The following is a 23,144-nucleotide window of genomic DNA, read 5'->3' as shown; positions in this document are numbered from 1 at the left end:
TTTTCATTGCGCCTCGGTCGGTGTCCCTAAGATCTTCGCTTTTTTCTCCTGTTTCCTCTACGAGCTTTCCGTTTTAAACGGGTTTTAAATGCCTTAACAGATTGAATAATGTAATCAGTCACGACAGAGAAGAATATTTCCAGACGTAGCGACTTGTGGAGTCCTACTAAGCGGAGAAGGGATTTGCGGGCAAAAGAAACGCAACCGTGCCTACGCGGCGTAGCGGCTACCACTTTTGCGTTTCCCCGCAAATCCCTTCGGAGCGGACAGTCTCAGCCCTCAGCAGGACGGAGCCTGGAGCCTAGTCTGGAAATATTCTTCTCCCCACCGCAGTCTCGTACCCAAGCCACAAAAAAACCGACACATCTCTAAGGAATTGTCGGCCCATTTCCATTCAAAATAGACGAGGCATTCGGTGCTTCCTCAGGGGTAGCGCGGCGTACACTTGGAACATTTCGTGGCTCATGCTCAATTTCTGGAAAAGAGTGAACCGTCACGTACATGCTTCCGTTGCTCGCGATCGCACGGATCAAGACCGGGTAGGCGTACTTGTTTTGAAACACAAAATCAGGACCGTACCAGCTCACGGTTGCGTCTCGACCTGGAGGTACATACGCTACGTTTCGACTGTGAGAATAGCGCTGCATAATGTGCAAGCCTGCCTGGTCTACCGCATTGAACAACGTAGACGATACTTGGCAGATTCCTCCCCCGATGCCTTCCGACAGCTCTCCCCTGACTATGATAGGCGCCTGCAAATACCCTTTTTCTTTCGTACGCTTGCCCACTACCTTATTAAAAGAAAAAACTTCTCCTGGCAATACCACATAATTGTTAATCGCCTGTGCGGCGAGCTTGATGTTGTGTACGCGATTTCGGTTGCCTGCATTGAAATAGGTCGCATATTGTCCGATCCTTTTTTTCCGAACCTGACTGATAAGAGTCTTGTCTACCTTCGGGAATACCTCTTTATAGCTAACATTCATGCTTGCGGCTCCCGTACCGTAAAAATAATCGTAAAAACGCGCGCGAAATGCCAGGTCATCTAGCCTTCTTCCCTTGACTTCTGGAACAATGGCCCCGGCGTTATTAATCGTTGCATTGATTGGCTCGATGTACGCTTTTTTTGCCAACTCTTCCACCATTCGCGCAAGCTTGCTGTCATCGACTAAAGGAACGCCATCAAAGGGAAGAGAATAATCAGCCCGATTGAGCATAGCTACCGTCTTGCCCTCCATCTCTATCTGCAAAAAATTCGTTGGGTCGAGGGGATTGATTAACAGTAACAGAGCCAACGTCATAGCAAAACCCATCCGGCTGCTCACCTCCATTCTCCAACAACGATCATCTTCCGTTATTGTAGTATGAGCAGTCGAACGGGTTTCATTCTACGACTTGAATACGATTAGCTCATCTTCGTCAGTCTGCTGACGATCGCTTGCGTAACTGCCTTGAGACGCTGCTGATCCACCGCGTCCTGGTAAGCTTTGTTCAACTGGTCGCGCAGCTCCTTGGCAGCGAGAAGATTCGCCGTTGCTTCTTTCACTTTTTGCTTGTATCTCACTTGAATATCCATTAATTCTTCTTCATATACCTCATCTGTGCCTTGTTCAATTGCCCGTTCATACATATCGATAACCTCATCTGTATCTTTGCTTGGAAAATACTCATGGGGTGCGGTGCTGTCAAAAATAGCAAGGCCCTTCTCAGGAATAATGACCATATCAAGGCTGTGCGGGTCTAGCCCACAGTGGTACACTTCCACGTCAAAGCCGCGTGTTTTGGCTTCCTCCACCAACTTTTTCAGCATAGTGGACTTGCCAGAGCCTGGTCTGCCCTTTATGAAGTAGCGCTTCTCCAAATGGTCGGTCAGCTTCATGATATGATCTACGGGCCCCTGCGGTGTCGCTGCCCCCAAATACATACGCCGTACCTTTGCTTTCTTTTCCAGTTGTTCCTCTCCGAAGAACAAGGCTTTTACTTCTTCCGTGACGCGATTGGCTTCTTCTCTGTTGAGGTGCTCAATGTAGGGAGCCTCCCACTCATCGTGGATGCGCAGCGCCTCGCCAAAAGCTTGATATGCCTCTTCACTCTTCCTAAAAATCTCTTCGTACCAACTGGCAATCTGGTCTTTGTCATCCACTAGCTGATCAATGTTGAGCATCGACTGCAAATTAACCTGAATTTCCTTTACACCCGGAGAAGCGGGTCTCCAAATCCGTGGATAGCTTCCATCCATGATCGCCACTTTATACTTTGGAAAAATAACACCATCAAACTGCCCGTTCACAAAAGGCGAATGAATCCACTCTACTTCATCTGTCTCTCGTGCTATTTGATTGCCAATCGCCTCTATGAGCGGTGAGGTAATTCCTTCCACTGTCCCTGTCAAAATATAGACGCGCTCCAAGCCTTCCAATACGGAGTCATAAAACGTCTTGTATCCTCGCGCGGTATTCCCTGCGGCATATATATGGCGAACTTTTGTGGCCATTGCCTTTCCCTCCTGTACTTCTTCTAGTGCCATTGAATCGATGTATTGTATGCACAAAAGGGAGAATAGGCGTCTGTCTACAACCGTAAAAAAACCGCTGCCAGCTAATATTCATAGCTCACAGCGGCTTTTTGTCATTCGGGTATTATTTATTCAAATCCGTCATTTTACCAGTAGACATATAAATAATCCATTCGCAGATGTTCGTAACATGATCGGCAATCCGTTCCAAATATTGCGCGACCAAGAGCAAATGCGTTCCTTGCGAAATGGCCTGACTGTTTTTCGTCATCAATTCAATCAGATCATGGAAAATCGTGGAGTACAATTTATCAACAATGTCGTCGCGTGAGGCAATCTCTTCTGCCGCTTCTTTGTTACGTGCAATATACGCATTTAAGCAATCTCGCACCATCGCCTTGACGTGATCAGCCATCATCGGAATATCGATGAGGGGTTTCACGTATGGGTCCGCCATCAAGCGTCGGGTCGTCTTGGCAATGGAAACGGCATGATCACCCATTCGCTCCAAATCCGTCACCAGCTTCAACATTGTTCCCAAGCGTCGCAAGTCACCTCCGACTGGCTGTTGCAGCGCAATGAGACGGAAGCAATCGCTCTGTATTTCTTGCTCCAACTCATTGATCACAGGATCACTTGCGATAACCTGTTCAGCCAGTTGGGCATCCCGCTCAACCAGACTCTTAATGGATTTATGAATGGCTTCTTCCACCAACGTACCCATCGTCATGAGCTTGCGGTGCAGTACATCCTGCTGTTCTTCAAAAGCGTGCCGTGACATTTCCCTCTTCCCCCTTCTAGTGTCTGACATGTCAAATGGTACAAGGCGATTGTATTGTAGAAGTAAAGCTACTATTTTGTTTGTGTAAATGTTTTTTCAGTTGTTGTTTTAGGTAAGGGGAAGCGTAACAGTGAAGGTTGTCCCTCTTCCTTCCCTGCTCTCCACACTAATATGTCCGTGCAAATTTTCCACGAGATGCTTCACAATTGCGAGGCCCAAACCTGTTCCACCTGAATCGCGGCTGCGGGCCTTGTCTACGCGATAAAACCGCTCAAAGATACGCGTGAGTTCCTTTTCCGGAATGCCGATCCCGGTATCCATGACTTGAATGGTGATGTTTTCGCTGTCTGCTTCTGTCTTAATGTTGATTTTTCCACCTTCTGGCGTATAGGCGATCGCGTTCGCCAACAGATTCAAGATGATCTGCTGCAAGCAATCCTTATCCGTCATCAGCCAAATATCTGGCTTCGGTGAAGGGAGCGTGATCGTCAATTCCTTGCGCTGTGCCTGGTCATGCATGATAGCAACTGCCGAGCTGATCAAATCCTGCAAGTGAACCTGACTCAGATGCAATGGGATTCGCTTTTGCTCGATTTTGGAAAGATCTAAAATATCGCGGATCATTCGGTAGAGCCGCTCGCTCTCATCCGAGATGATTTGCAGGAAGTTGCGACATGTTTCTTCGTCCTGCATCGCCCCTTCAAGCAAGGTCTCCGTGAAGCCCTTGATCGAGGTAATCGGCGTGCGTAGCTCATGCGATACGTTTGCCACGAAGTCACTGCGCATCTTCTCTAGGCGGCGAATGTCGGTGATGTCATGCAGCACCACGACCACCCCCCTCGACTCCCCCTTGAAGTTAATGTAGGGAGCAAAATTGACGTCAAGGATGCGCTCCTGCGGGTAATAGATGTGCACCTCTTGGCGGAACTTCTCGCTTCTGTCGAGGCACCTGTCGATGTATTGGCTGAGCCCAAAGCTTTTGCCTGCCTCGATATGCAGCTTCCCTACGATCTCATGTCCAGCAGTGCCCAACAGCTTTTCAACGGCTGGATTGACCAGCATGATCCGACGTTGTTCTGAAATGAAAATCACGCCACTCGTCATATTGGTCAGCACCCCTGCCAGTCGCTGCTGATTCTCCGAGATTTCGTACATCTGCTGCTCCAGGCTCGATGCCATGAAGTTAATCGCGCCTGCAAGCTGACCGATCTCGTCCTTTGCTTTGATTCTCACACGGCTCTCATATTGGCGCTGTGTAATGTTGCGGGCTACCCGGGTGATCTCCTCGATCGGACGAATAATGGAAAAGGAAATGCGAGAAACGACAATCGATCCGACTACCAAAGTAACCAATAAACCAGTGAGCAAGCTGTACCACATTTTGTGGATCGTATCGGTAATATCTTTCATCGACATCGCTGAACGAACAACACCGAATATTTCGTTGTTCAGTTCAACAGGTACTGCAACGTACATCATGTCATAGCCGAGCGTCTCACTGAAACGGCGGGAAATCCCTGTTTCTCCTTGTAACGCTGCCTTCATCTCTGGTCGGTCATGGTGGTTTTCCATCTCTTCCGTGTGGGAGGAGTTGTCGTACATCACCTGACCATCCTTGTCGATAATGGTGATCCGTACTTCATCCGTTGGCGCTACTTGTGTGACCCGATCCGCTAACGTCGCCTTATCGGTAAAGACATTCGGGATACGGACAGCCTGAGCAATGAGCTTCGACTCGCGGGACAATAGCTCATTCAGTGATTGGAGGTAGGAATTCTCCAGCACTTTGGCAAAATACATCCCCATCACCAATAGTACGAGAGAGATTAAACCCAAAATAGTCAAAGTGAGTTTGATTCGAAAGCGAGTCAAGGTAAATCCTCCGTTATCCTTCCAGTTTGTATCCTAATCCGCGAACTGTTTTGATGTATTTCGGGTTCTTCGTGTCATCCTCAAGCTTTTCGCGCAAATGGCTGACATGCACGTCCACGATTCGAGAATCCCCGATAAAATCGTAGTTCCAAACAGCGTTCAACAATTGATCGCGCGTCAGTACACGCCCTTGATGGCTCGCTAAATAGTTGAGCAACTCGAATTCCTTTGGCGTCAGCTCGACCTTGACGTCTTTGCAAAACACCTCGTACTTCTCCGGGTAGATGCGAATATCTCCAAATTGGAGCAACACCTCTTGAGGCGCAGTAGTCGCTTCTGGCGTGTTCTGAAACCTGCGCAGGATTGCTTTCACGCGGGCAATTACTTCTCTCGGGCTAAAAGGCTTTGTCAAATAATCATCGGCACCAAGCTCAAGCCCCAAAATCTTGTCGAGCTCATCATCTTTCGCTGTAAGCATCAAGATCGGCGTATTATTGCGTTCTTGACGCAAGGTTTTGCACACGTCCATTCCATCCATCTTGGGAAGCATCAAATCAAGAATGATAAAATCTGGCTGCTCGCTCTTCACCATTTCCAAGGCCTGTTTACCGTCAAAAGCAGTTACGACCTGAAATCCTGATTTTTCAAGATTAAATTGCAATAGCTTTACAATAGAAGCTTCGTCATCCACTACCAATACTTTGATCATCTGTCTGTTTCCCCCTAGCGTTGCAATGCTTGCGCTCGATTTTCTAACCTACGTCCCCTGAAAAATACTTCTCTCTACAATACTCAGTCTGCCAATGCTCATTGCGGAAAACAAGTAATTTTTTTGTAAAGACATGCCGAATGCGCTCATAGAACCTTACTTGCTTGGCAATAGTATTCCTCTTTTAGGTAAAGGTATCTACATGAAAAAGGTCTTCTAACTGTTGTGGTCGGGAGAAGCCCTGCCACATGTTTTCCAGTCGCCTATATCCTCTCTACGTTCGGGCGGTCTCCTTCCAAACATGTGACAGTGCTTTCGGACAGCTGTGGATGTATGTATTGCTTTTACTACGTTTTGCAAGTGGACTCAAAGAAATTTTCCAGCTAACCCACACGTTTTTTCCTTGAGCGCTTTTTATAAATAGCCAAAAGCTGCGTAGAAGAAGCGAATTTCCAGTCCAAGCGCCTCTGGAGCCCATCTCAGCGTAGGAATAAATGGCGGGGAATTTCAGCTTCACTCATGGACTACCTCCTCGAAACATCTGCGTTTGAAGCGCTCCCGCCATTTATTCCGAAGCGGACAGTCAATCCCCCTTGCGGGGCGGAGGCCGAAGCGCAGACTGGAAATTCGCTTCTTCCCCCCACTAGAGCCACTTTGACAAGAAAAAGACGCCTTCCCAAAGAAAGGCGTCTTACATGTATTGATCTTATTTCAAAACAGCCATTACGCTGCGTACGGAGTCAGCAGATTTGTCGAGCGCTGCTTTCTCTTCGGCAGTCAGATCCAATTCGATCACTTTTTCGATCCCGTTTGCGCCGAGCAGGGTCGGTACACCCAGGTAGAGATCGTTGTAGCCGTACTCTCCTTGGAGAAGAGCAATGGATGGCAGAATGCGTTTTTTGTCCTTGATGATGGCTTCAGCCATTTGTACCAAGGAAGCCGCAGGTGCATAGTAAGCTGATCCGTTCCCCAGAAGGTTTACGATCTCACCACCGCCCTTGCGGGTACGCTCTACAATCGCATCCAGACGGTCTTTCGGGATTAATTTTTCCAATGGGATACCACCAGCATAAGAGTAGCGAACCAAAGGAACCATGTCATCACCGTGACCACCCAGAACGAAGCCCGTTACGTCTTCTACAGATACGTTCAACTCCATCGCCACGAAGGTACGGAAGCGAGCTGTATCCAGAACGCCGGATTGACCGATTACGCGCTCTTTTGGAAAGCCGGACGTTTTGAAGAAGGTGTACGTCATCGCGTCAACTGGGTTGGACAGTACAAGCACGATAGAGTTTGGTGCATATGTTTTTACTTGCTCTGCAACAGATTTCATAATGCCAGCATTGGTGTTAACCAGGTCATCGCGGGACATGCCAGGCTTGCGGGCAATACCTGCTGTGATGATGACGAGATCAGCATCTTTGATGTCTTCATAGTTGGCAGTACCTGTGATGCTTGCATCAAAGCCTAATACTGGCGAGGATTCCATCATGTCGAGCGCTTTACCTTTTGTTGGGTTCTCCAGTTGCGGAATGTCAACCAATACGATGTCGCCCAGTTCTTTTTGCCCCAAAATGAATGCAGTTGTTGCACCAGTGAAGCCACTACCGATAACAGCGATTTTTTTACGGTTGAATGCCATGAACGATTCCCCTCCAAAAATGTAAGTGTAAAAATTTGTGCCCAAATCTATCTTACATGTTTTGAATCAGAGCGTCAGCAAACTCGGAGCATTTCAGTTCTTGTGCTCCTTCCATCAGACGAGCGAAATCGTATGTTACTGTTTTCGCGGAGATGGTTTTTTCCATGGAGTTGATGATCAGATCAGCTGCTTCGTTCCAGCCCAGGTGACGCAGCATCATTTCTCCGGACAGGATCACGGAGGATGGGTTTACTTTGTCCAGACCAGCGTATTTCGGAGCTGTACCATGAGTTGCTTCGAAGATCGCATGGCCAGTCAGGTAGTTGATGTTTGCACCTGGAGCAATACCGATACCGCCTACTTGTGCAGCCAATGCATCAGATACATAGTCACCGTTCAGGTTGAGGGTTGCTACTACATCATACTCAGCTGGACGAGTCAGGATTTGTTGCAGGAACGCGTCAGCAATTACATCTTTCACGATGATTTTGCCAGCTGCTTCTGCTTCTTTTTGTGCTTTGTCAGCGTCGCCGCCTTCAGCTTTGATACGATCGTATTGTGCCCAAGTGAACACTTTGTCGCCGTATTCTGCTTCAGCCAGTGCATAACCCCAGCTTTTGAACGCACCTTCCGTGAACTTCATGATGTTACCTTTGTGAACGAGGGTAACGGATTTGCGCTTGTTGTCAATTGCATATTCGATCGCTGCACGAACCAGACGCTCTGTACCATCTTTGGAAACAGGCTTGATACCGATACCAGAAGTTTCTGGGAAGCGGATTTTCTTCACGCCCATTTCGTTTTGCAGGAAGTCGATAACTTTTTTCACTTCTGGAGTACCTTCAGCCCACTCAACACCAGCGTAGATGTCTTCAGTGTTCTCGCGGAAGATTACCATGTCTGTCAATTCAGGATGTTTCACTGGGGATGGAACGCCATCGAAGTATTGAACAGGACGTACGCAAGCATACAGATCCAGCTCTTGACGCAGTGCTACGTTGATAGAACGGATACCGCCGCCTACTGGTGTAGTCAGAGGACCTTTGATTGCGATCAGGTATTCACGAACAGCAGTCAGCGTATCTTCTGGCAGCCACTCGCTGTATTGGTTGAAGGATTTTTCACCTGCGAATACTTCGAACCAAGCGATTTTCTTCTCGCCTTTGTAAGCTTTTTCTACAGCTGCATCCAGAACGCGAACGGAAGCTTTCCAAATGTCAGGGCCAGTACCGTCACCCTCGATGAAAGGAATGATCGGATTGTTTGGAACTACCAGTTTACCGTTATCCACAGTAATTTTTTCGCCTACAGTTGGTTGCGTCAGGTTTTTAAACACAAAAAATCCCTCCAGTGTTATATATATTTGGTGATTATGAATATTTCCAGACGTAGGAGAACTACCACTCTGTTGTGGTAGTTCTCAAGCTTGCGCTCAGGAGCGATCAGCTTGGCTGACCACCTGCCCTCCACGCTCGAAAATAGCGAGTTCTTAGCGGCGGTCAATTGGAACGTAATGTTGGTTGACCGGACCGGTGTAATCCGCACGAGGACGGATCAGACGATTATTTTCATACTGTTCCATGATGTGTGCTGTCCAGCCGGACATACGGCTGATAGCAAAAATCGGTGTGAACAGGTCCGTTTCGAGGCCGAGTGAAATGTAAACAGATGCGGAGTAGAAGTCAACGTTTGGCTTCAATCCTTTTTCACCGGAAATCATTTCATCGATCTTCACAGACATCTCAAACAGCTCAGGGCGACCGATTTGCGCGGTCAGTGCTTTAGACATTTCTTTCAGCCATTTCGCACGTGGGTCACCGTCTTTGTATACACGGTGTCCGAAGCCCATGATTTTTTCCTTGTTATCCAGCTTAGTGCGGATGTAGGATTCTACGTTGGCCATGCCGCCGATTTCGTTCAGCATTTTCGCTACTGCTTCATTAGCGCCTCCATGCAGAGGGCCTTTGAGCGTACCGATTGCAGACACGATACCGGAATAAATGTCGGTCAGAGTCGCAACAGTTACGCGAGCAGAGAATGTAGATGCGTTAAACTCATGGTCAGCATGCAGGATCAGGGCAACGTCAAACGCTTTTACTGCTGTTTCTGTTGGCTCTTGTCCTGTGAGCATGTAGAGGAAGTTTTGTGCAATCGTGAAATCTGCACGTGGAGCTACTGGCTCCAAACCTTTACGCATACGCTCGTAAGCAGCGATCAAGGTAGGAGTTTGTGCCATCAGACGGATAGATTTCCGATAGTTGGCTTCAGGAGACATATCTTGCGCTTCTGTGTCGTAGAGCGCTAACGAAGAGACAGCTGTGCGCAACGCCGCCATTGGGTGTACGCCTTTTGGATAGTGGCGAATGCTTTCCAGCACTTCTTTAGCCACTGCTGCATTTTCACCCAATTGTTTTTTCAAAGCGTCCAGCTGATCACGCTTCGGTAACGCTCCATGCCAGAGCAAATATACAACCTCTTCAAAAGTTGCATGTTCTGCCAGCTCATCGATGTTGATCCCGCCATAGCAAAGAACCCCATCGACGATCGAACAGATGGATGATTGAGCGGCAACAACGCCTTCAAGTCCACGAGTAGTTGTCATAGAACTCCCTCTCCTTTTCCACTCAAGTAGTAGTGCTTATCTAGTCTTCGCTTGTCCGCCATGACTGATAAACGCCCTGATCAAGTCCAAAAAGACGACTTTTTGAACATCTTATCTATGAAATTGTAAGCAGCGGTTTCTTTCATCCACCACTCTTGACAGGGAATGTATCCACGCAAATCCTCACAAGGTCGTACATGAAAATGACGCTCGTTAAAGGGGAGAGGCGAGAGAAAAGAATCCACTAAGACGACCCAATTATAAAAGATTATTGCGATTTTGTGAATAAGGTTAGCGAAAAAATGTTTCGAAGGGTGAAACGGAGTTTTGTTTTTTCGCGATTCTTGCTCCACCTATCAGGCATGCTGCATAATAGAAATATCAGTATTAGGTTCGCACCTTCGCGGCGGAAAGGAGAAATCGTTTGAATCAGGAAAACTGGGTAGAGCGCCTCTTTCAAATCATTCGATTGTTATGGGTTTGCCTGCTTGTCTATGTAGGGATTTGGGTATTCCAACATGCAACACCCTTACTGTACCCATTTCTAATCGCTTTAATCATTGCGCTCATCATCAACAAACCAGTTACGTTCATGACTAGAAAGTTCCGGATTCCACGCTGGCTTTCGGTCATTATCGCGCTCTTGGTTTTGATGCTGCTCGCTGGCGGAGTGGTCACACTGATTATCACGGAAACGGTCGTGGAAATCGGAGAGCTGGCCAAGCGTTTGCCAGTCGTTGCACAGGAGCTGGCCCATTATTTGCAAACTACGATTTCTCAAGACTTTTTAATGGGGCTGTACAATCAGATTCAGTGGTTTTATGATCAGCTTGATCCAGGATATCAAGAGAAGCTCACCAATACGGTAGGCAGCGCGATCTCGACTATCACGAATGTCGGGCAGAACCTGATCGTCAAATTCCTGGATGGATTGAAAAACCTGCTTGTCTCACTCCCTAATATGGCAACAGTTTCCGTCATTTCCATCATGGGTGCCTTCTTTATCTCTAAAGATTTTGCTCTTTGGGAAGAACGGGCTCGCCGTCTTTTGCCAAAAGGAGTAAACAGCCGTCTCGATCAAATTTTCATCGATTTGCGCAATGCCTTGTTTGGGTTCGTCAAGGCGCAGTTGACTCTCATCTCCTTAACCGCTGCCATTGTGATTATTGGCCTGTTGTTCATGCGTGTCGAGTACGCGATTACGATTGGCTTGATCACGGGCTTGGTCGATCTCTTGCCTTATCTTGGGACAGGGACCGTCTTCGTCCCTTGGATCATCTACATGTTTTTCAAAGGCAATTACACGATGGTCATCGGCTTGTCCATTTTGTACGGGGTCGTCTTGATTTTCCGTCAAATTATCGAGCCAAAAGTCGTTGCCGAAAACGTCGGTCTCGACCCGCTCCTGACGCTGGTCGCGCTGTTTGTCGGCCTCCAGCTGTTCGGATTCTTGGGCTTGATCATCGGACCTGTTTCACTCGTCTTGATCAATGCTTTGGTAAAAGCCAACGTCTTCGTCGATGTATGGGGCTACATCCGCGGGAAGAAAACCTGACCCCATGTAAAAAGAACCGCTTGCGAGCAGCTTGTACATAGCTCGGAGCGGTTCTTTTTTATAGAGAATATCTGTGTATTAGCGGCGGAAAAACAATTGAACACGGCCAGACGAGATGAGGTTCCACAGCCAGCGCTTCAAGAGATGACGAATAATCATCCTCGTGTACGGAATGAGGAAGACCAGTCCAATCACATCCGTAACGAATCCAGGCAACAAGAGCAAAATGCCGCCGATTAAAATCAAAACACCATCGATGAGCGAATCCGTAGGCATTTGCCCACGCGACAACTGGTGCTGGACCATGCGAAATACTTGCATCCCCTGCTGCTTCGCAAGCCAAGCTCCCAAGATCCCCGTAAGAATGACCAGCACGACTGTATTCCAGCCGCCGATCCAAGAACCAATGGTAATAAGCCCCCAAAGCTCTAAACCAAACGCAACGACAAACAGAATGGCAAAAAAGCGGAACATGCCTATTCCCCTCCTTTATGCTGAGAGTCCAACCAATCATAGATGTCAGGCACCGCTCGCGACAAGCGAATCGGCTTCAAAGCTGTGTTGGTAAATACATGCATCGTCTCTCCTGACACCAACAGCTGTTGGTCAGGCAATCTAACAATCTCGTAAGCAAAAGTGAGACGGACAGGACTGATCTCTTTTACACGCGTCCATATCTCTACTTCATCGTCATAGCGGGCGGGCTGTTTGTAAGAGATGTTCGCATCTGTGACAGGCAAGAGAACGCCTTTTTCCTCCAGCTCACGATAGGTGATCCCCGCATGGCGAATCAATTCTGTTCTTCCTACTTCAAACCAGTTCAAATAATTCGTATGGTAGACCACACCCATCTGATCGGTTTCGCCATAGCGGACACGCAATCGATGGGAATGAATAATGGGAGTCATTTTGGATCGCTCCTTTCTCTATAGAATGATTGTACCATAGTCCCCCTACTCGAGGCTCATTGATATAAGACCAGTGCCGTACGTGGCTGTAGTCGCGGGGAGGAAACAGGAGAAAACGCTCAGCTTCTAGGTCCACCCGCTGTGGGATTGACTGCACGACTCCATGCAAAAAGCGAAACCGCGTCCAAAGTGGTCCATTCAGGTTGCTGGCTCAGAGGTGGACGCTTAAGAGCGTGTTTCGCTTTTTGCATTCCGTCTCGGTCGGTGTCCCTAAGATCTTCGCTTATTTCTCCTGTTTCCTCTACGAGCTTTCCGTGTTTAAACGGGCTTTTAAAGATTTAAGTGAATGAAGAAATGTCATCAGTTACGCTAGAGAAGAATATTTCCAGACGTAGCGACTTGTGGAGTCCAACCAAGCGTAGAAGGGATTCGCGGGCAAAAGAAACGCAACCGTGCCCACACGACGTAGCGGCTACCACTNNTCCCTTCGGAGCGGGCAGTCCCAGCCCCCAGCAGGACGGAGCCTGGAGCCTAGACTGGAAATATTCTTCTCTCCACCGCAGCCACATAAAAAAACAGAGGCAGACTGCTTTTTGCAGCCTCCCCCTGTCTTATATAATTCGGATCGCTTAACGAATCGGGCAAGCTCCGCCCTCGCAAGATTCAGCCGTGGACAGATCAGCCTCGCCGCCGGTTTCATACTGCTGCAAAATCGCAGGATCAAATGGCTTCATGGACTGCTTCAATGCCTCGTACTGTTCTTTGGTGCACTCTTCATATGGAGCTAATTGGTAGTTTCCTCCATCCAATTGCAAGAAGGATACACCTACGAAATTATCCCAGTTATCGTAAACGATGTCTTCTACTTCTGCCCACTCTTCCTTGCGTACCGTAATGGTGTTCGAAGAGTTGTGCTCGGTATATTCTTTCTGGAAACGGAAGTACGTATCGAATTGGCGTTTTGCACTTACTTCGTTCTTTGTTTCTTCTGCACCTGATGCCACAGGGAAATCGATTACGAGTGTACGTGCATTTGCCATGCGCTCTTCATACGTTTCGCCTGGTGTTCCTACCTCTGGGTTGACTGTCCAGCCAAGAGCTTGTACTGCTTTTGCCAATGGATCCTCAGCATTGATGCGAATGCGGCGGATGTAGTACGGCGAATGGGACCAGTGCAGACCGCTGGAGACACCACCAGCTACCTGAGACAGCGTACCTTCCGGCTTCACTGTCGTTACCAAGAGCGGGGAGTTCACACGCAGCTCATACGCATAACGGTTTGCCTCGTCACGAGCAGCATCGCCCAGCTGGCGCAGCAATTCGAGCTCTTGCTCTTCTGTATAGCCAAGGGATGCCAGCGCATCCTTCACACCTGTGAGGGAAGTTCCGAGCAAACGGTCACGCTGTTGAACGGTATCCCAATGCGGCAGCTCCAACGTAACCAGCGTCATGCGCAGACCGGCACGAGCAGATTTGCGTTGTGCTTCGAGCAAGCCATCGAGATCCAGATATTTGGAGCCATCCTCGCGATCCTTCACGAATTCAACCAGATTGACTGTCGTCAGGTTGCAGACGCCATAAGAATCGAGCAGGATTTCTGCACAAGGGTTCAAGCCCTCTGCATTTGGACGACGACGGTTTGCTTCTTCCAGGTTGATGAAGCCCGGTTCGCCTTCCAATTGCATCAAAGTGAACACGAGGTTCAAGAATGGCTTGGTTGGTTGTTTAGTAAAGGCAATAGAGTTGTTGGACATGCGGCGGTGATCCAGACCAAAGCGTCCGTCTCCTACATTTTGGATGCTGTCAAACCATACAGGCTTGTGCTCTCCCAACAGCTCGCCCACACGACGGTGATGGTTCAGCTGATCCTCAGTCCAGAAGCCGTTGATGCCGTATTTCGCCAGCATGCACTCGTAGTCATCGTGATCAAACAGGAAAATTTCCGCTGTACGGCGCACGCCACCTACGACGACGTTTGCTCCGATGAGGTTTCCAATGTCGAGAATATGTATCGGACGGATTTTACCGTATCCTTTTTCATCACTCTCGATTGGTGCCAAATGCTGGTCGATTTGGTTTTTCAACACTTTATCGATTCCTTCAAACATTTCGCGAAGCGGCTCATGACCACTAGCAGTACCGCCAAAACGCTTCAGTCGCTCGCCTTTCGGACGCACGCTGTTATAAGAAATTTTCACGGTGTGAATGTGCTCGTAGGTGGAATCTGTCAAAATTTGCAGGTAGAGACGTAGGGATTCTACCCAGCCTTCTTTACTGTCACCTACATAAATTTTGGCAAAGCCGTTATCTAGTACATTCAGCTCAGAACGCTCCAGGCGCTGATGCTTTGGCAGCGGTCTGTATTCAGAAGAAAGCAGCGAAACATTCGTGCGAATCGGGCCCAGTCCAGCAGCCATTTCCTTCGTGCATTTGAAGCCTACGCCAGTTCCTACCAAGAGAAGGTAGAACAAATCGCCCAAGTCATCCCAAGACTTGATGTTCAGGAAAGAGCAGTTGAAGTTCGCCAACGGATACAAATCCGCTACGCCGTTGTCTGCACCGCCAACCCACAAGGTACGGCCAGACAAAAACTGACGAAGGTTAAACATGTTGTCAAACAAACCTTCTGCCTCTTTTTCCATTGCGCGAGAATCGGCGTACATTCCGATTTTGTTCAAATGCTGATAAGCCAGCTTAATATTGTAATCCACCGAGCGGCGGCAAGTTTCTTTCCACGTTTCACGTCTTCCTTTTTCCGGTACAAAACGAGAATAAGTACGGTAGTAAACAAATTGTCCCAGAGGACTCATATGGTTCGGAAAATCAGGATATTGATCTAAGAATTCATCCCGCAAAAATTGTGTTCGGGATACGGTTTCAGTCGCCAGCATATCGTTCCTCCTTCAAATCTTTCCTCTCTAGTTTACCTATCTTTATCTGTAAAACTCAATAGTTTTACCTATATATTGTGCGAAATAATTTTCGACAATACTAGATGTTGTGTTTACCCTAAAAAAAACACTTGACACAAAATCCCGAACATTAGACGTACAGAAAGACAGTTTTATGTTCAGCCTTTTCCTGTCACCGAGCGCTACAACACCCATTCTGTCATGATTTGGAAATACCGAACGTATGGATTTCATCCGTCCTGACACAAAGCCACCGACCGATTTTAACAGATTCCCACTCGCTTTGCACCACCTAATAATCACCGTTATCTGGTAAAACTTATCAGGTAGTTCGTCGGCTTCTCCTTTTTACACAAGCCAAAAAAGGGTGACGCTTAGTCACCCTTCAGAGGCATTCTCCATGAAATATAAATAGTTTTACCTACAGAATCCGGGCGTGTCCCGAATAAATATGCCCGCGTTCGGAATCTACTGTTACAATTTGTCCGTCCTTCAATACATCCGTAGCAAATTGCACTCCTACGATGACTGGAATGCCGAGATTCAGGCCTACGATGGCTGCGTGAGAGGTAAGTCCGCCCTCTTCGCAAATCACCGCTCCAGCCTTGCCAAACGCCTCAATCATATCGGAGTCGGTACCGATGGTTACCAGAATTGCTCCTTCTTCTACCTTTGCCAGTGCCTCTTCCGCTGATCTAGCAATCACTACCTTGTTTGTGACAACTTTTCGGCCGATTCCTTGTCCTTTTGCTACTACATCGCCAATGACGTGGATTTTCATCAGATTTGTTGTCCCAACTTCACGCACAGGTACGCCTGCTGTGATCACAACGAGATCGCCATGACGAACGAAGCCTGCATCAAGCGCCTCTTGAACAGACATCTCCAGCATTTCATCAGTTGTGTTTGCCATTTCGCCCTTCACCGGATACACGCCATTTACGAGTGCAAGACGGCGAATAATCGCTTCATGTGGCGTTACAGCCACGATTGGTGCTTTTGGACGGAACTTTGATACCATGCGAGCTGTGTGTCCGCTTTCGGTCGCTGTAATAATTGCCGCTGCGTCCAGATCCAATGCTGCATTGGATACAGCTTGGCTGATGGCATCGGTAATCGTCACTTGTTTGAGCTGTGCTTGTGCATACAAGATCTCGCGATAATTCAGCTCTTGCTCTGCACGTACAGCGATACGCACCATGGTCTCGACAGACTCAACCGGGTATTTACCGGCAGCCGTCTCTCCGGAGAGCATGATTGCGTCCGTACCGTCAAAAATGGCGTTCGCAACGTCACTCGCTTCCGCACGTGTTGGACGTGGGTTGCGCTGCATAGAATCAAGCATTTGTGTCGCCGTGATGACTGGCTTCGCGAGCTCGTTACACTTCTTGATCAGCTTCTTCTGAACAAGTGGTACTTCTTCTGCCGGGATCTCTACGCCCAAATCACCGCGCGCAACCATGATTCCATCTGTTACTACCAGAATCTCGTCTACGTTATCGACGCCTTCCTGGTTTTCGATTTTCGCGATAATATCGATACGCACGTTATGGCGCTCCAGGATTTGGCGAATCTCCAAGATATCCGATGCTTTTCGAACGAAGGAAGCCGCAATGAAATCGACTCCTTGTTCAATACCGAATTCGATATCCTGTGCATCCTTTTCTGTGATACCTGGCAAGTTGATTTTGACACCAGGAACATTGACGCCTTTTTTGCTCTTCAGTGTTCCACCGTTTTTGATCAAGCAGACGATTTCGGTGTCACTCACTTCCTGTACTGTCAACCCGATCAAACCGTCGTCGATCAAAATCGTATCACCGATATTTACATCACGAGGCAATTCTGGATACGTAATGGAGACGCGCTCTGCGGTACCCGCTATTTCTTCAGTGGTGAGGATCAGCGTATTTCCTTCTACGAGCTCGACTGCATCTACTGCAAGCGTACCCGTGCGAATTTCAGGACCTTTTGTATCCAACAGGATTGCAACGGGTTTCCCAGTTTCTTTTGATGCCTGACGAATGTTTACAATTCGCGCTGCATGCTCCTCATGGGAACCGTGCGAGAAATTCAAACGCGCTACGTTCATTCCTGCTTCGATCAGTTTTTTCAGCGTTTCGACCGATTCACTCGCAGGTCCGATGGTACATACAATTTTTGCTTTCCTTAACATAGGATGTAAGCCTCCTCAGCACTCGTAAAAAATGTCAGTTTTATATAGATAGCGTGCGCGCCAATTGATAAATGGATAAATCCAATTGATGCTTTTTCGCCAATGCTTCCTGAAAATCAACATCCACGATCTGGTTGTTCTGAATCCCAACCATTCGGTCCTGCTTGCCTTCCAGCAACAAATCGACAGCTGCGGCACCCATTCGGCTCGCCAGCATTCGGTCCATCGCAGTAGGCGAACCACCACGCTGAATGTGACCGAGTACCGTCACGCGAGTCTCCCAGCCTGTCTCTTTCGTGATCGCTTCAGCGTAAGAAGTGGCACTTCCTACCCCTTCCGCCACAATGATGATGGAATGCTTTTTGCCACGGCGTTGTCCTGCATGCAGACGCTCAATAATGTCGTCCATCTCCTGCGACGCTTCCGGGATAATAATGGACTCGGCACCAGCTGCAAGCCCTGCCCACAATGCCAAGTCGCCAGCGTCTCGCCCCATTACCTCAATAATGTACGTGCGTTCATGCGAGGTGGCCGTATCACGGATTTTATCGATCGCTTCCACAACGGTATTCAATGCGGTATCAAACCCGATCGTGAAATCAGTGCATGGAATATCATTATCAATCGTACCCGGTACGCCAATAGTCGGGAAGCCTTTTTCGGTCAGCTTCTGTGCACCTCGAAACGACCCGTCTCCCCCAATCACAATCAGACCCTCAATTTCATGAGCACGTAATTGTTCCACCGCTCTTTGCTGTCCGGCTTCCGTCTTGAACGCTTCACTCCGAGCAGAGTAGAGAATGGTTCCTCCCCGTTGGATAATATCCCCAACAGAGCCCAGAGACATCTCCTTGATATCTCCCCTCATCAGCCCTTCGTATCCGTGGTAAACCCCAAACATTTGTACCTCGTGAAAATGAGCACGACGTACAGCCGCCCGGACTGCGGCATTCATTCCAGGAGAATCTCCACCGCTAGTGAGAACTGCAAGTTTCCGCATGGAATCCACCTCTCCAATCGTATCGTCTTTAGCATGTCATTTAACGGAAACAGTATGTACCATACTTTGTATGAAACATGCTGTATCACTCAAATCTTCATATCTGTTATACACTCGAAAGATATGTGCCATACTTTTTGAAAGCTCTGATAACTCTTTCATTCGACTTCGATTGTAGCAGATTTTCCTCGGAGAAAAAAGAAAAAAACGCCCCCTGTTTCTTACAGGGAGGCGAATTCTCCGATCTGTTTAAACTTCTCGTAACGGTCCTGTATCAATTCATCTGGAGTTAAACGGCCCAACTGTTCTAGTTGTTCCGCTATGACCGCCTTGACCATTCCTGCCTGCGCGATCAAATCACGATGGGCTCCTCCGAATGGTTCATCAATAATTCCGTCAATGACTCCTAATTCCAACAAATCAGGTGCCGTAATTTTCATCGTCTCCGCTGCACGCATGCCCAAGCTGGAATCTCTCCACAGAATCGCAGCGGCACTCTCCGGTGCAATCACGGAGTAATAGGAATTCTCCAACATATAGATGCGGTTGCCTACGCTGATCGCCAAGGCTCCGCCGCTTCCGCCTTCCCCGATGACGATACAAATAATCGGCACGCCAAATGTCGCCATTTCACGCAGATTGCGAGCAATCGCTTCGCTCTGACCGCGCTCTTCTGCCGCTTTTCCAGGATATGCCCCTGATGTATTAATAAAGCAGATGATCGGGCGACCGAATTTATCCGCCTGCTGCATAATACGCAATGCCTTCCGGTAGCCTTCTGGATGAGCCATCCCGAAATTGCGCTTGATGTTGTCTTTTGTGTCTTTCCCTTTTTGGTGACCGATAACGGTAACCGGACGTCCATCCAGCTTGGCAATTCCACCCACAATCGAATGGTCGTCTCCGAACAAACGGTCTCCATGAACCTCGATAAAATCGGTAAAAAGTAGTTGTATATAGTCCAAAGTCGTTGGCCGTTCCGGATGACGAGCCAGCTGTACGCGTTGCCATGGAGTCAAATTGCCGTAAATTTGCTCAGCAAGCTCTTTTGATTTTTGTTCGAGACGCTGTACTTCGTCAGAGAAATCAATTCCCTTTTCCTCAGTAAAACGGCGCAGTTCTTTAATCTTATCTTGTAATTCTACTAATGGCTTTTCAAAGGAGAGCTCGCCTGCCATGTTTCTACTCCTTCCCGAGACGTGTGCATCTCTACCAGTTTGGACAGCGTATTTCGCATGTCCTTACGGTGTACCACCATATCGAGTTGCCCGTTTTCCAACAAGAATTCCGCTGTTTGGAAGTCTTTTGGCAACTCCTGACGGATCGTTTGCTCAATGACTCGACGCCCAGCAAAACCGATCATAGCTCCTGGTTCTGCGATATTGTAATCTCCCAACGAAGAAAAGCTGGCTGATACCCCACCATATGTAGGATTCGTCATGACCGAGACAAACAGTAAGCGTTCGCGATCCAATCGAGACAACGCTGCGCTGGTTTTTGCCATTTGCATCAAGCTCAATACGCCTTCTTGCATACGTGCTCCACCAGATGCACTGAACAGAATGAAAGGCAAACGCCGTTCGATCGCTTGCTCAATTGCGCGGGTGATTTTTTCCCCGACGACCGATCCCATACTCGCCATACGGAAGCGAGAATCCATGACCCCAATCACGATGCGATTTCCACCCAGGACACCTTCGCCTGTAATGATTGCCTCGTTCAAATTGGTTTTGGCCATATCTTGCTCCAGTTTTTCCAAATAGCCAGGAAAACCGAGTGGATTGGCTGTTATCAAATTGGCATCAAATTCTTCTGTCAGAACCCCATCATCCAGAAGCGCTTGCAGACGCTCTGGAGCGGACATAGAGTAGTGGAACTGGCAGCCTTTGCAGACGCGCAAGTTCTTCTCCAAATCCTTTGAGTAGTGAATCGTCCCACAATGTGGGCATTTATTCATCAATCCCTCAGGGACTTCCTTTTCTTTCGTACCCGCTTCCTTGCTAATGTTGGTGGAAGCAGGGACACGTGCTAGTGTCTCTGAAGGAACAGTAGCGAATTTACGCTTTTTCCCAAAAAGATCTTTAAGCACAGGTACACCCACCTTTCTCTTCAGTGAAGGATCGTGCCGAGCACATCCCGGACTTCGTTTAGTTCACTCTCCGGCACGAGAATCTCGTATTGCTTCGAGACCTTGCCTTCGCGAACCTTTACCAAAAACCCTTCATCTGTCAAACGTTGCTGTATCCGTTCTGCAATTTTAGCGCTAGGAGCGATGTAGATGACCGTCCACATGCTGGCTTCCTCCTCAATCGTCCAATACAGGTCTGCATCATCATATCACAGCGCCAGCGCCCCTCGCAAATTGGGGGAAAACTATAGCTTGCTGTTCTCCAAATGCTGCTTCATTCGCTCTAATGCCACGTTCACATCGCCTTCGCGAATGGCTTCCATAATCTGTCGATGCTCTACGAGTGCTGCACTCGCTCTGCCTTCGCGCGACAGTGATTCGATACGAATACTGTTGCTGTACTCAACCAAAGGCGTCCAGATGCGATGCAGAATCGAGTTGCGACTGGAGCGACATATGACACGATGAAACTGATAGTCTTCCTCCGCAGGTACCTCGCCTCTTGCTACTCTTTCCTCTGCAATGGCCAGGATGCGTTCCATTTCATCAAAATGCTTGTCAGTCGCCCGTCTACAGGCTAGGCGGACAGCATCCAGCTCTAGCATTCGCCGCATTTCGATCAAGTCCTTCTTGGTTTTGGTATCCCGTAGGATAAAAAAGCCAAGAATATCGATCAGCCGATTGTGTCGGTAATGCTTGAGGAAGGTGCCTTCCCCGCGACGCGTCTCAATGAGTCCGAGCAGCTCCAGAGCCCGAAGAGCCTCTCGTACAGAGGAACGACCTGCTCCCAGCTGCTCGGACAGCTCTCGCTCAGACGGCAGCTTGTCCCCGGGCCGCAAGTTTTGCTCCTGTATGATTTCATGAAGTTGCAGGAGAATTCCTTCGTAAACCTTTCGATCTTGGGAAGAGTCGAGCACGATTATCCTCCTTACTCGTACCTTCAACGAGGAGCACCCTCCACGTTTGTAAAATACCTACGTTTTTTCGCGGAGGGTGTCGTCGATGCCTCGATAAAGAGTATTTTACGCTTCTTGGTAAGAGATAGCTGTCAATTTTGTCGTCTTTTGTTTTACTTCTTCCGGATCAACTGTGATGCGAGCAACACCGGTTTCCATCGCTGCTTTTGCTACTGCCGCTGCTACGTTTGGCGCTACACGTGGATCGAATGCGGAAGGGATCACTTTATCCGCAGTAAGCTCTTCTGGCGTGATCAGGTCTGCGATTGCATATACAGCAGCCAGCTTCATTTCTTCGTTGATCTCTGTTGCACGTACATCCAAAGCGCCACGGAAGATTCCCGGGAATGCCAGTACGTTGTTTACTTGGTTCGGGAAGTCGGAACGACCTGTACCAATTACTGCCGCACCTGCTTCTTTTGCTTCTTGCGGCATGATTTCTGGTACTGGGTTTGCCATAGCGAAAATGATCGGATCGCGGTTCATCGAACGAACCATGTCCTGTGTAACAGCACCAGCTACGGATACTCCGATGAATACGTCAGCGCCCTTCATTGCATCAGCCAGGTCACCTTGTAGCATGCTGCGGTTCGTAATTTTCGCCATTTGTTCCTTCACTGGGTTCATACCGAATGGACGGCCTTCGTACACGATTCCTTTTGTATCAACCATGATCACTTCTTTAACGCCCATGGAAATCAAAAGCTTCATGATCGCGATACCAGCTGCACCTGCACCGTTCGCTACTACGCGGATATCTTCCAGCTTTTTGTCAACCACGCGCAGAGCATTGATCAGACCTGCCGCTGTAACGATCGCTGTACCGTGTTGGTCATCGTGGAAGATCGGGATGTTTGTTTCGCGCTTCAGACGCTCTTCGATTTCGAAGCATGCAGGAGCTGCGATATCTTCCAAGTTCACGCCACCAAAAGTAGGCTCGAGCAGTTTTACTGTCTCTACGATTTTATCTACATCTGTCGTATTCAAGCAGATCGGGAATGCGTCTACGCCTGCGAAGGATTTGAACAGAACCGCTTTCCCTTCCATAACAGGCATTGCGGCTTCTGGTCCGATGTTTCCGAGACCCAGCACAGCAGTACCGTCGCTGACTACTGCAACCAGATTGCCTTTCATCGTGTAATCATACACTTTGGACTTGTCATCAAAAATATCTTTGCAAGGTTCAGCAACCCCTGGAGAATAGGCAAGACTCAGATCGTAAGCATTGCGAACGGGTACCTTGGTCACTGCCTCCAATTTTCCTTGATGTTTTCTGTGAAGCTCCAGTGCTTCCTCTCTCAGGTTGGACATGATATCCCACTCCATTTCACGATAATAGTTTCTATGATGGCTTGTAGGCAGTAAAAACGCCTGGGTTATTCCAA

Annotated in this window: 19 protein-coding genes; 1 reads left to right on the top strand and 18 read right to left on the bottom strand. The window is 48.3% G+C overall.

Annotated elements, in window-relative coordinates; translation table 11 throughout:
- Positions 1 to 368: 368 nt before the first annotated feature.
- The 8 genes from C7R91_RS17925 to citZ all read right to left on the bottom strand — a co-directional run bounded on the left by C7R91_RS17925 (position 369) and on the right by citZ (position 10,124).
- Positions 369 to 1,313 (bottom strand): VanW family protein, encoded by a 945-nt coding sequence (locus tag C7R91_RS17925; protein WP_047070628.1) that lies wholly within the window; start codon positions 1,311 to 1,313, stop codon positions 369 to 371.
- Between the two features lie 92 nt (positions 1,314 to 1,405).
- Positions 1,406 to 2,494, bottom strand: a complete 1,089-nt coding sequence (locus tag C7R91_RS17920) for a PRK06851 family protein (RefSeq protein WP_047070627.1) — start codon at positions 2,492 to 2,494, stop codon at positions 1,406 to 1,408.
- A 145-nt stretch (positions 2,495 to 2,639) separates the two neighbouring features.
- Positions 2,640 to 3,296, bottom strand: a complete 657-nt coding sequence (phoU, locus tag C7R91_RS17915) for a phosphate signaling complex protein PhoU (RefSeq protein WP_016738714.1) — start codon at positions 3,294 to 3,296, stop codon at positions 2,640 to 2,642.
- A gap of 108 nt (positions 3,297 to 3,404) precedes the next feature.
- A complete protein-coding gene (pnpS, locus tag C7R91_RS17910) occupies positions 3,405 to 5,168 on the bottom strand; it encodes a two-component system histidine kinase PnpS (protein ID WP_047070626.1) in 1,764 nt (587 codons plus the stop codon).
- Positions 5,169 to 5,181: 13 nt separating this feature from the next.
- Entirely contained in the window at positions 5,182 to 5,877 is a 696-nt protein-coding gene (locus C7R91_RS17905; RefSeq protein WP_007725334.1) for a response regulator transcription factor, read from the bottom strand.
- 706 nt (positions 5,878 to 6,583) lie between these two features.
- On the bottom strand, positions 6,584 to 7,522 hold the full coding sequence (gene mdh, locus C7R91_RS17900) for a malate dehydrogenase (protein WP_047070624.1): 939 nt from the start codon (positions 7,520 to 7,522) through the stop codon (positions 6,584 to 6,586).
- Positions 7,523 to 7,574: 52 nt separating this feature from the next.
- The gene (icd, locus tag C7R91_RS17895; RefSeq protein WP_047070623.1) at positions 7,575 to 8,858 is read right to left on the bottom strand and encodes an NADP-dependent isocitrate dehydrogenase; all 1,284 of its coding nucleotides are present in this window, start codon (positions 8,856 to 8,858) and stop codon (positions 7,575 to 7,577) included.
- Between the two features lie 153 nt (positions 8,859 to 9,011).
- Positions 9,012 to 10,124 carry a citrate synthase gene (gene citZ / locus C7R91_RS17890; RefSeq protein ID WP_016738720.1) on the bottom strand — a complete coding sequence of 371 codons (1,113 nt, stop codon included), beginning with the start codon at positions 10,122 to 10,124 and terminating at the stop codon, positions 9,012 to 9,014.
- Positions 10,125 to 10,548: 424 nt separating this feature from the next.
- On the opposite strand from citZ, the gene ytvI reads away from it, so the two are divergent.
- Positions 10,549 to 11,679 (top strand): sporulation integral membrane protein YtvI, encoded by a 1,131-nt coding sequence (ytvI, locus tag C7R91_RS17885; protein ID WP_047070622.1) that lies wholly within the window; start codon positions 10,549 to 10,551, stop codon positions 11,677 to 11,679.
- Between the two features lie 78 nt (positions 11,680 to 11,757).
- Here ytvI and C7R91_RS17880 read toward each other — a convergent pair whose 3' ends face one another.
- The 10 genes from C7R91_RS17880 to ystJ form a co-directional block, all read right to left on the bottom strand.
- Positions 11,758 to 12,153 carry an FxsA family protein gene (locus tag C7R91_RS17880; RefSeq protein ID WP_012685113.1) on the bottom strand — a complete coding sequence of 132 codons (396 nt, stop codon included), beginning with the start codon at positions 12,151 to 12,153 and terminating at the stop codon, positions 11,758 to 11,760.
- A 2-nt stretch (positions 12,154 to 12,155) separates the two neighbouring features.
- Positions 12,156 to 12,587 (bottom strand): acyl-CoA thioesterase, encoded by a 432-nt coding sequence (locus tag C7R91_RS17875; RefSeq protein WP_047070621.1) that lies wholly within the window; start codon positions 12,585 to 12,587, stop codon positions 12,156 to 12,158.
- A gap of 629 nt (positions 12,588 to 13,216) precedes the next feature.
- Complete coding sequence (gene nrdJ / locus C7R91_RS17870) at positions 13,217 to 15,478, bottom strand: ribonucleoside-triphosphate reductase, adenosylcobalamin-dependent (RefSeq protein WP_047070620.1); 2,262 nt, start codon at positions 15,476 to 15,478, stop codon at positions 13,217 to 13,219.
- Between the two features lie 442 nt (positions 15,479 to 15,920).
- The gene (pyk, locus tag C7R91_RS17865; RefSeq protein WP_047070619.1) at positions 15,921 to 17,675 is read right to left on the bottom strand and encodes a pyruvate kinase; all 1,755 of its coding nucleotides are present in this window, start codon (positions 17,673 to 17,675) and stop codon (positions 15,921 to 15,923) included.
- A 40-nt stretch (positions 17,676 to 17,715) separates the two neighbouring features.
- The gene (pfkA, locus tag C7R91_RS17860) at positions 17,716 to 18,675 is read right to left on the bottom strand and encodes a 6-phosphofructokinase (protein ID WP_047070618.1); all 960 of its coding nucleotides are present in this window, start codon (positions 18,673 to 18,675) and stop codon (positions 17,716 to 17,718) included.
- A 221-nt stretch (positions 18,676 to 18,896) separates the two neighbouring features.
- Entirely contained in the window at positions 18,897 to 19,853 is a 957-nt protein-coding gene (gene accA, locus C7R91_RS17855) for an acetyl-CoA carboxylase carboxyl transferase subunit alpha (protein WP_047070617.1), read from the bottom strand.
- Positions 19,820 to 20,764, bottom strand: a complete 945-nt coding sequence (accD, locus tag C7R91_RS17850) for an acetyl-CoA carboxylase, carboxyltransferase subunit beta (RefSeq protein ID WP_047070616.1) — start codon at positions 20,762 to 20,764, stop codon at positions 19,820 to 19,822. The genes accA and accD overlap by 34 nt, the downstream gene beginning before the upstream one ends.
- Before the next feature lie 20 nt (positions 20,765 to 20,784).
- Positions 20,785 to 20,967, bottom strand: coding sequence for a glutamate decarboxylase (locus tag C7R91_RS17845; RefSeq protein WP_047070615.1), 183 nt, complete (start codon positions 20,965 to 20,967; stop codon positions 20,785 to 20,787).
- A gap of 81 nt (positions 20,968 to 21,048) precedes the next feature.
- Positions 21,049 to 21,720 (bottom strand): FadR/GntR family transcriptional regulator, encoded by a 672-nt coding sequence (locus C7R91_RS17840; RefSeq protein WP_047070614.1) that lies wholly within the window; start codon positions 21,718 to 21,720, stop codon positions 21,049 to 21,051.
- Positions 21,721 to 21,825: 105 nt separating this feature from the next.
- Positions 21,826 to 23,070, bottom strand: a complete 1,245-nt coding sequence (gene ystJ, locus C7R91_RS17835; RefSeq protein ID WP_047070613.1) for an NADP-dependent malic enzyme — start codon at positions 23,068 to 23,070, stop codon at positions 21,826 to 21,828.
- Between the last annotated feature and the right edge of the window lie 74 nt (positions 23,071 to 23,144).

The sequence above is a fragment of the Brevibacillus formosus genome, assembly GCF_003013405.1.
Taxonomy (GTDB): domain Bacteria; phylum Bacillota; class Bacilli; order Brevibacillales; family Brevibacillaceae; genus Brevibacillus; species Brevibacillus formosus.
This window is presented reverse-complemented; position numbering and strand designations above follow the sequence as displayed.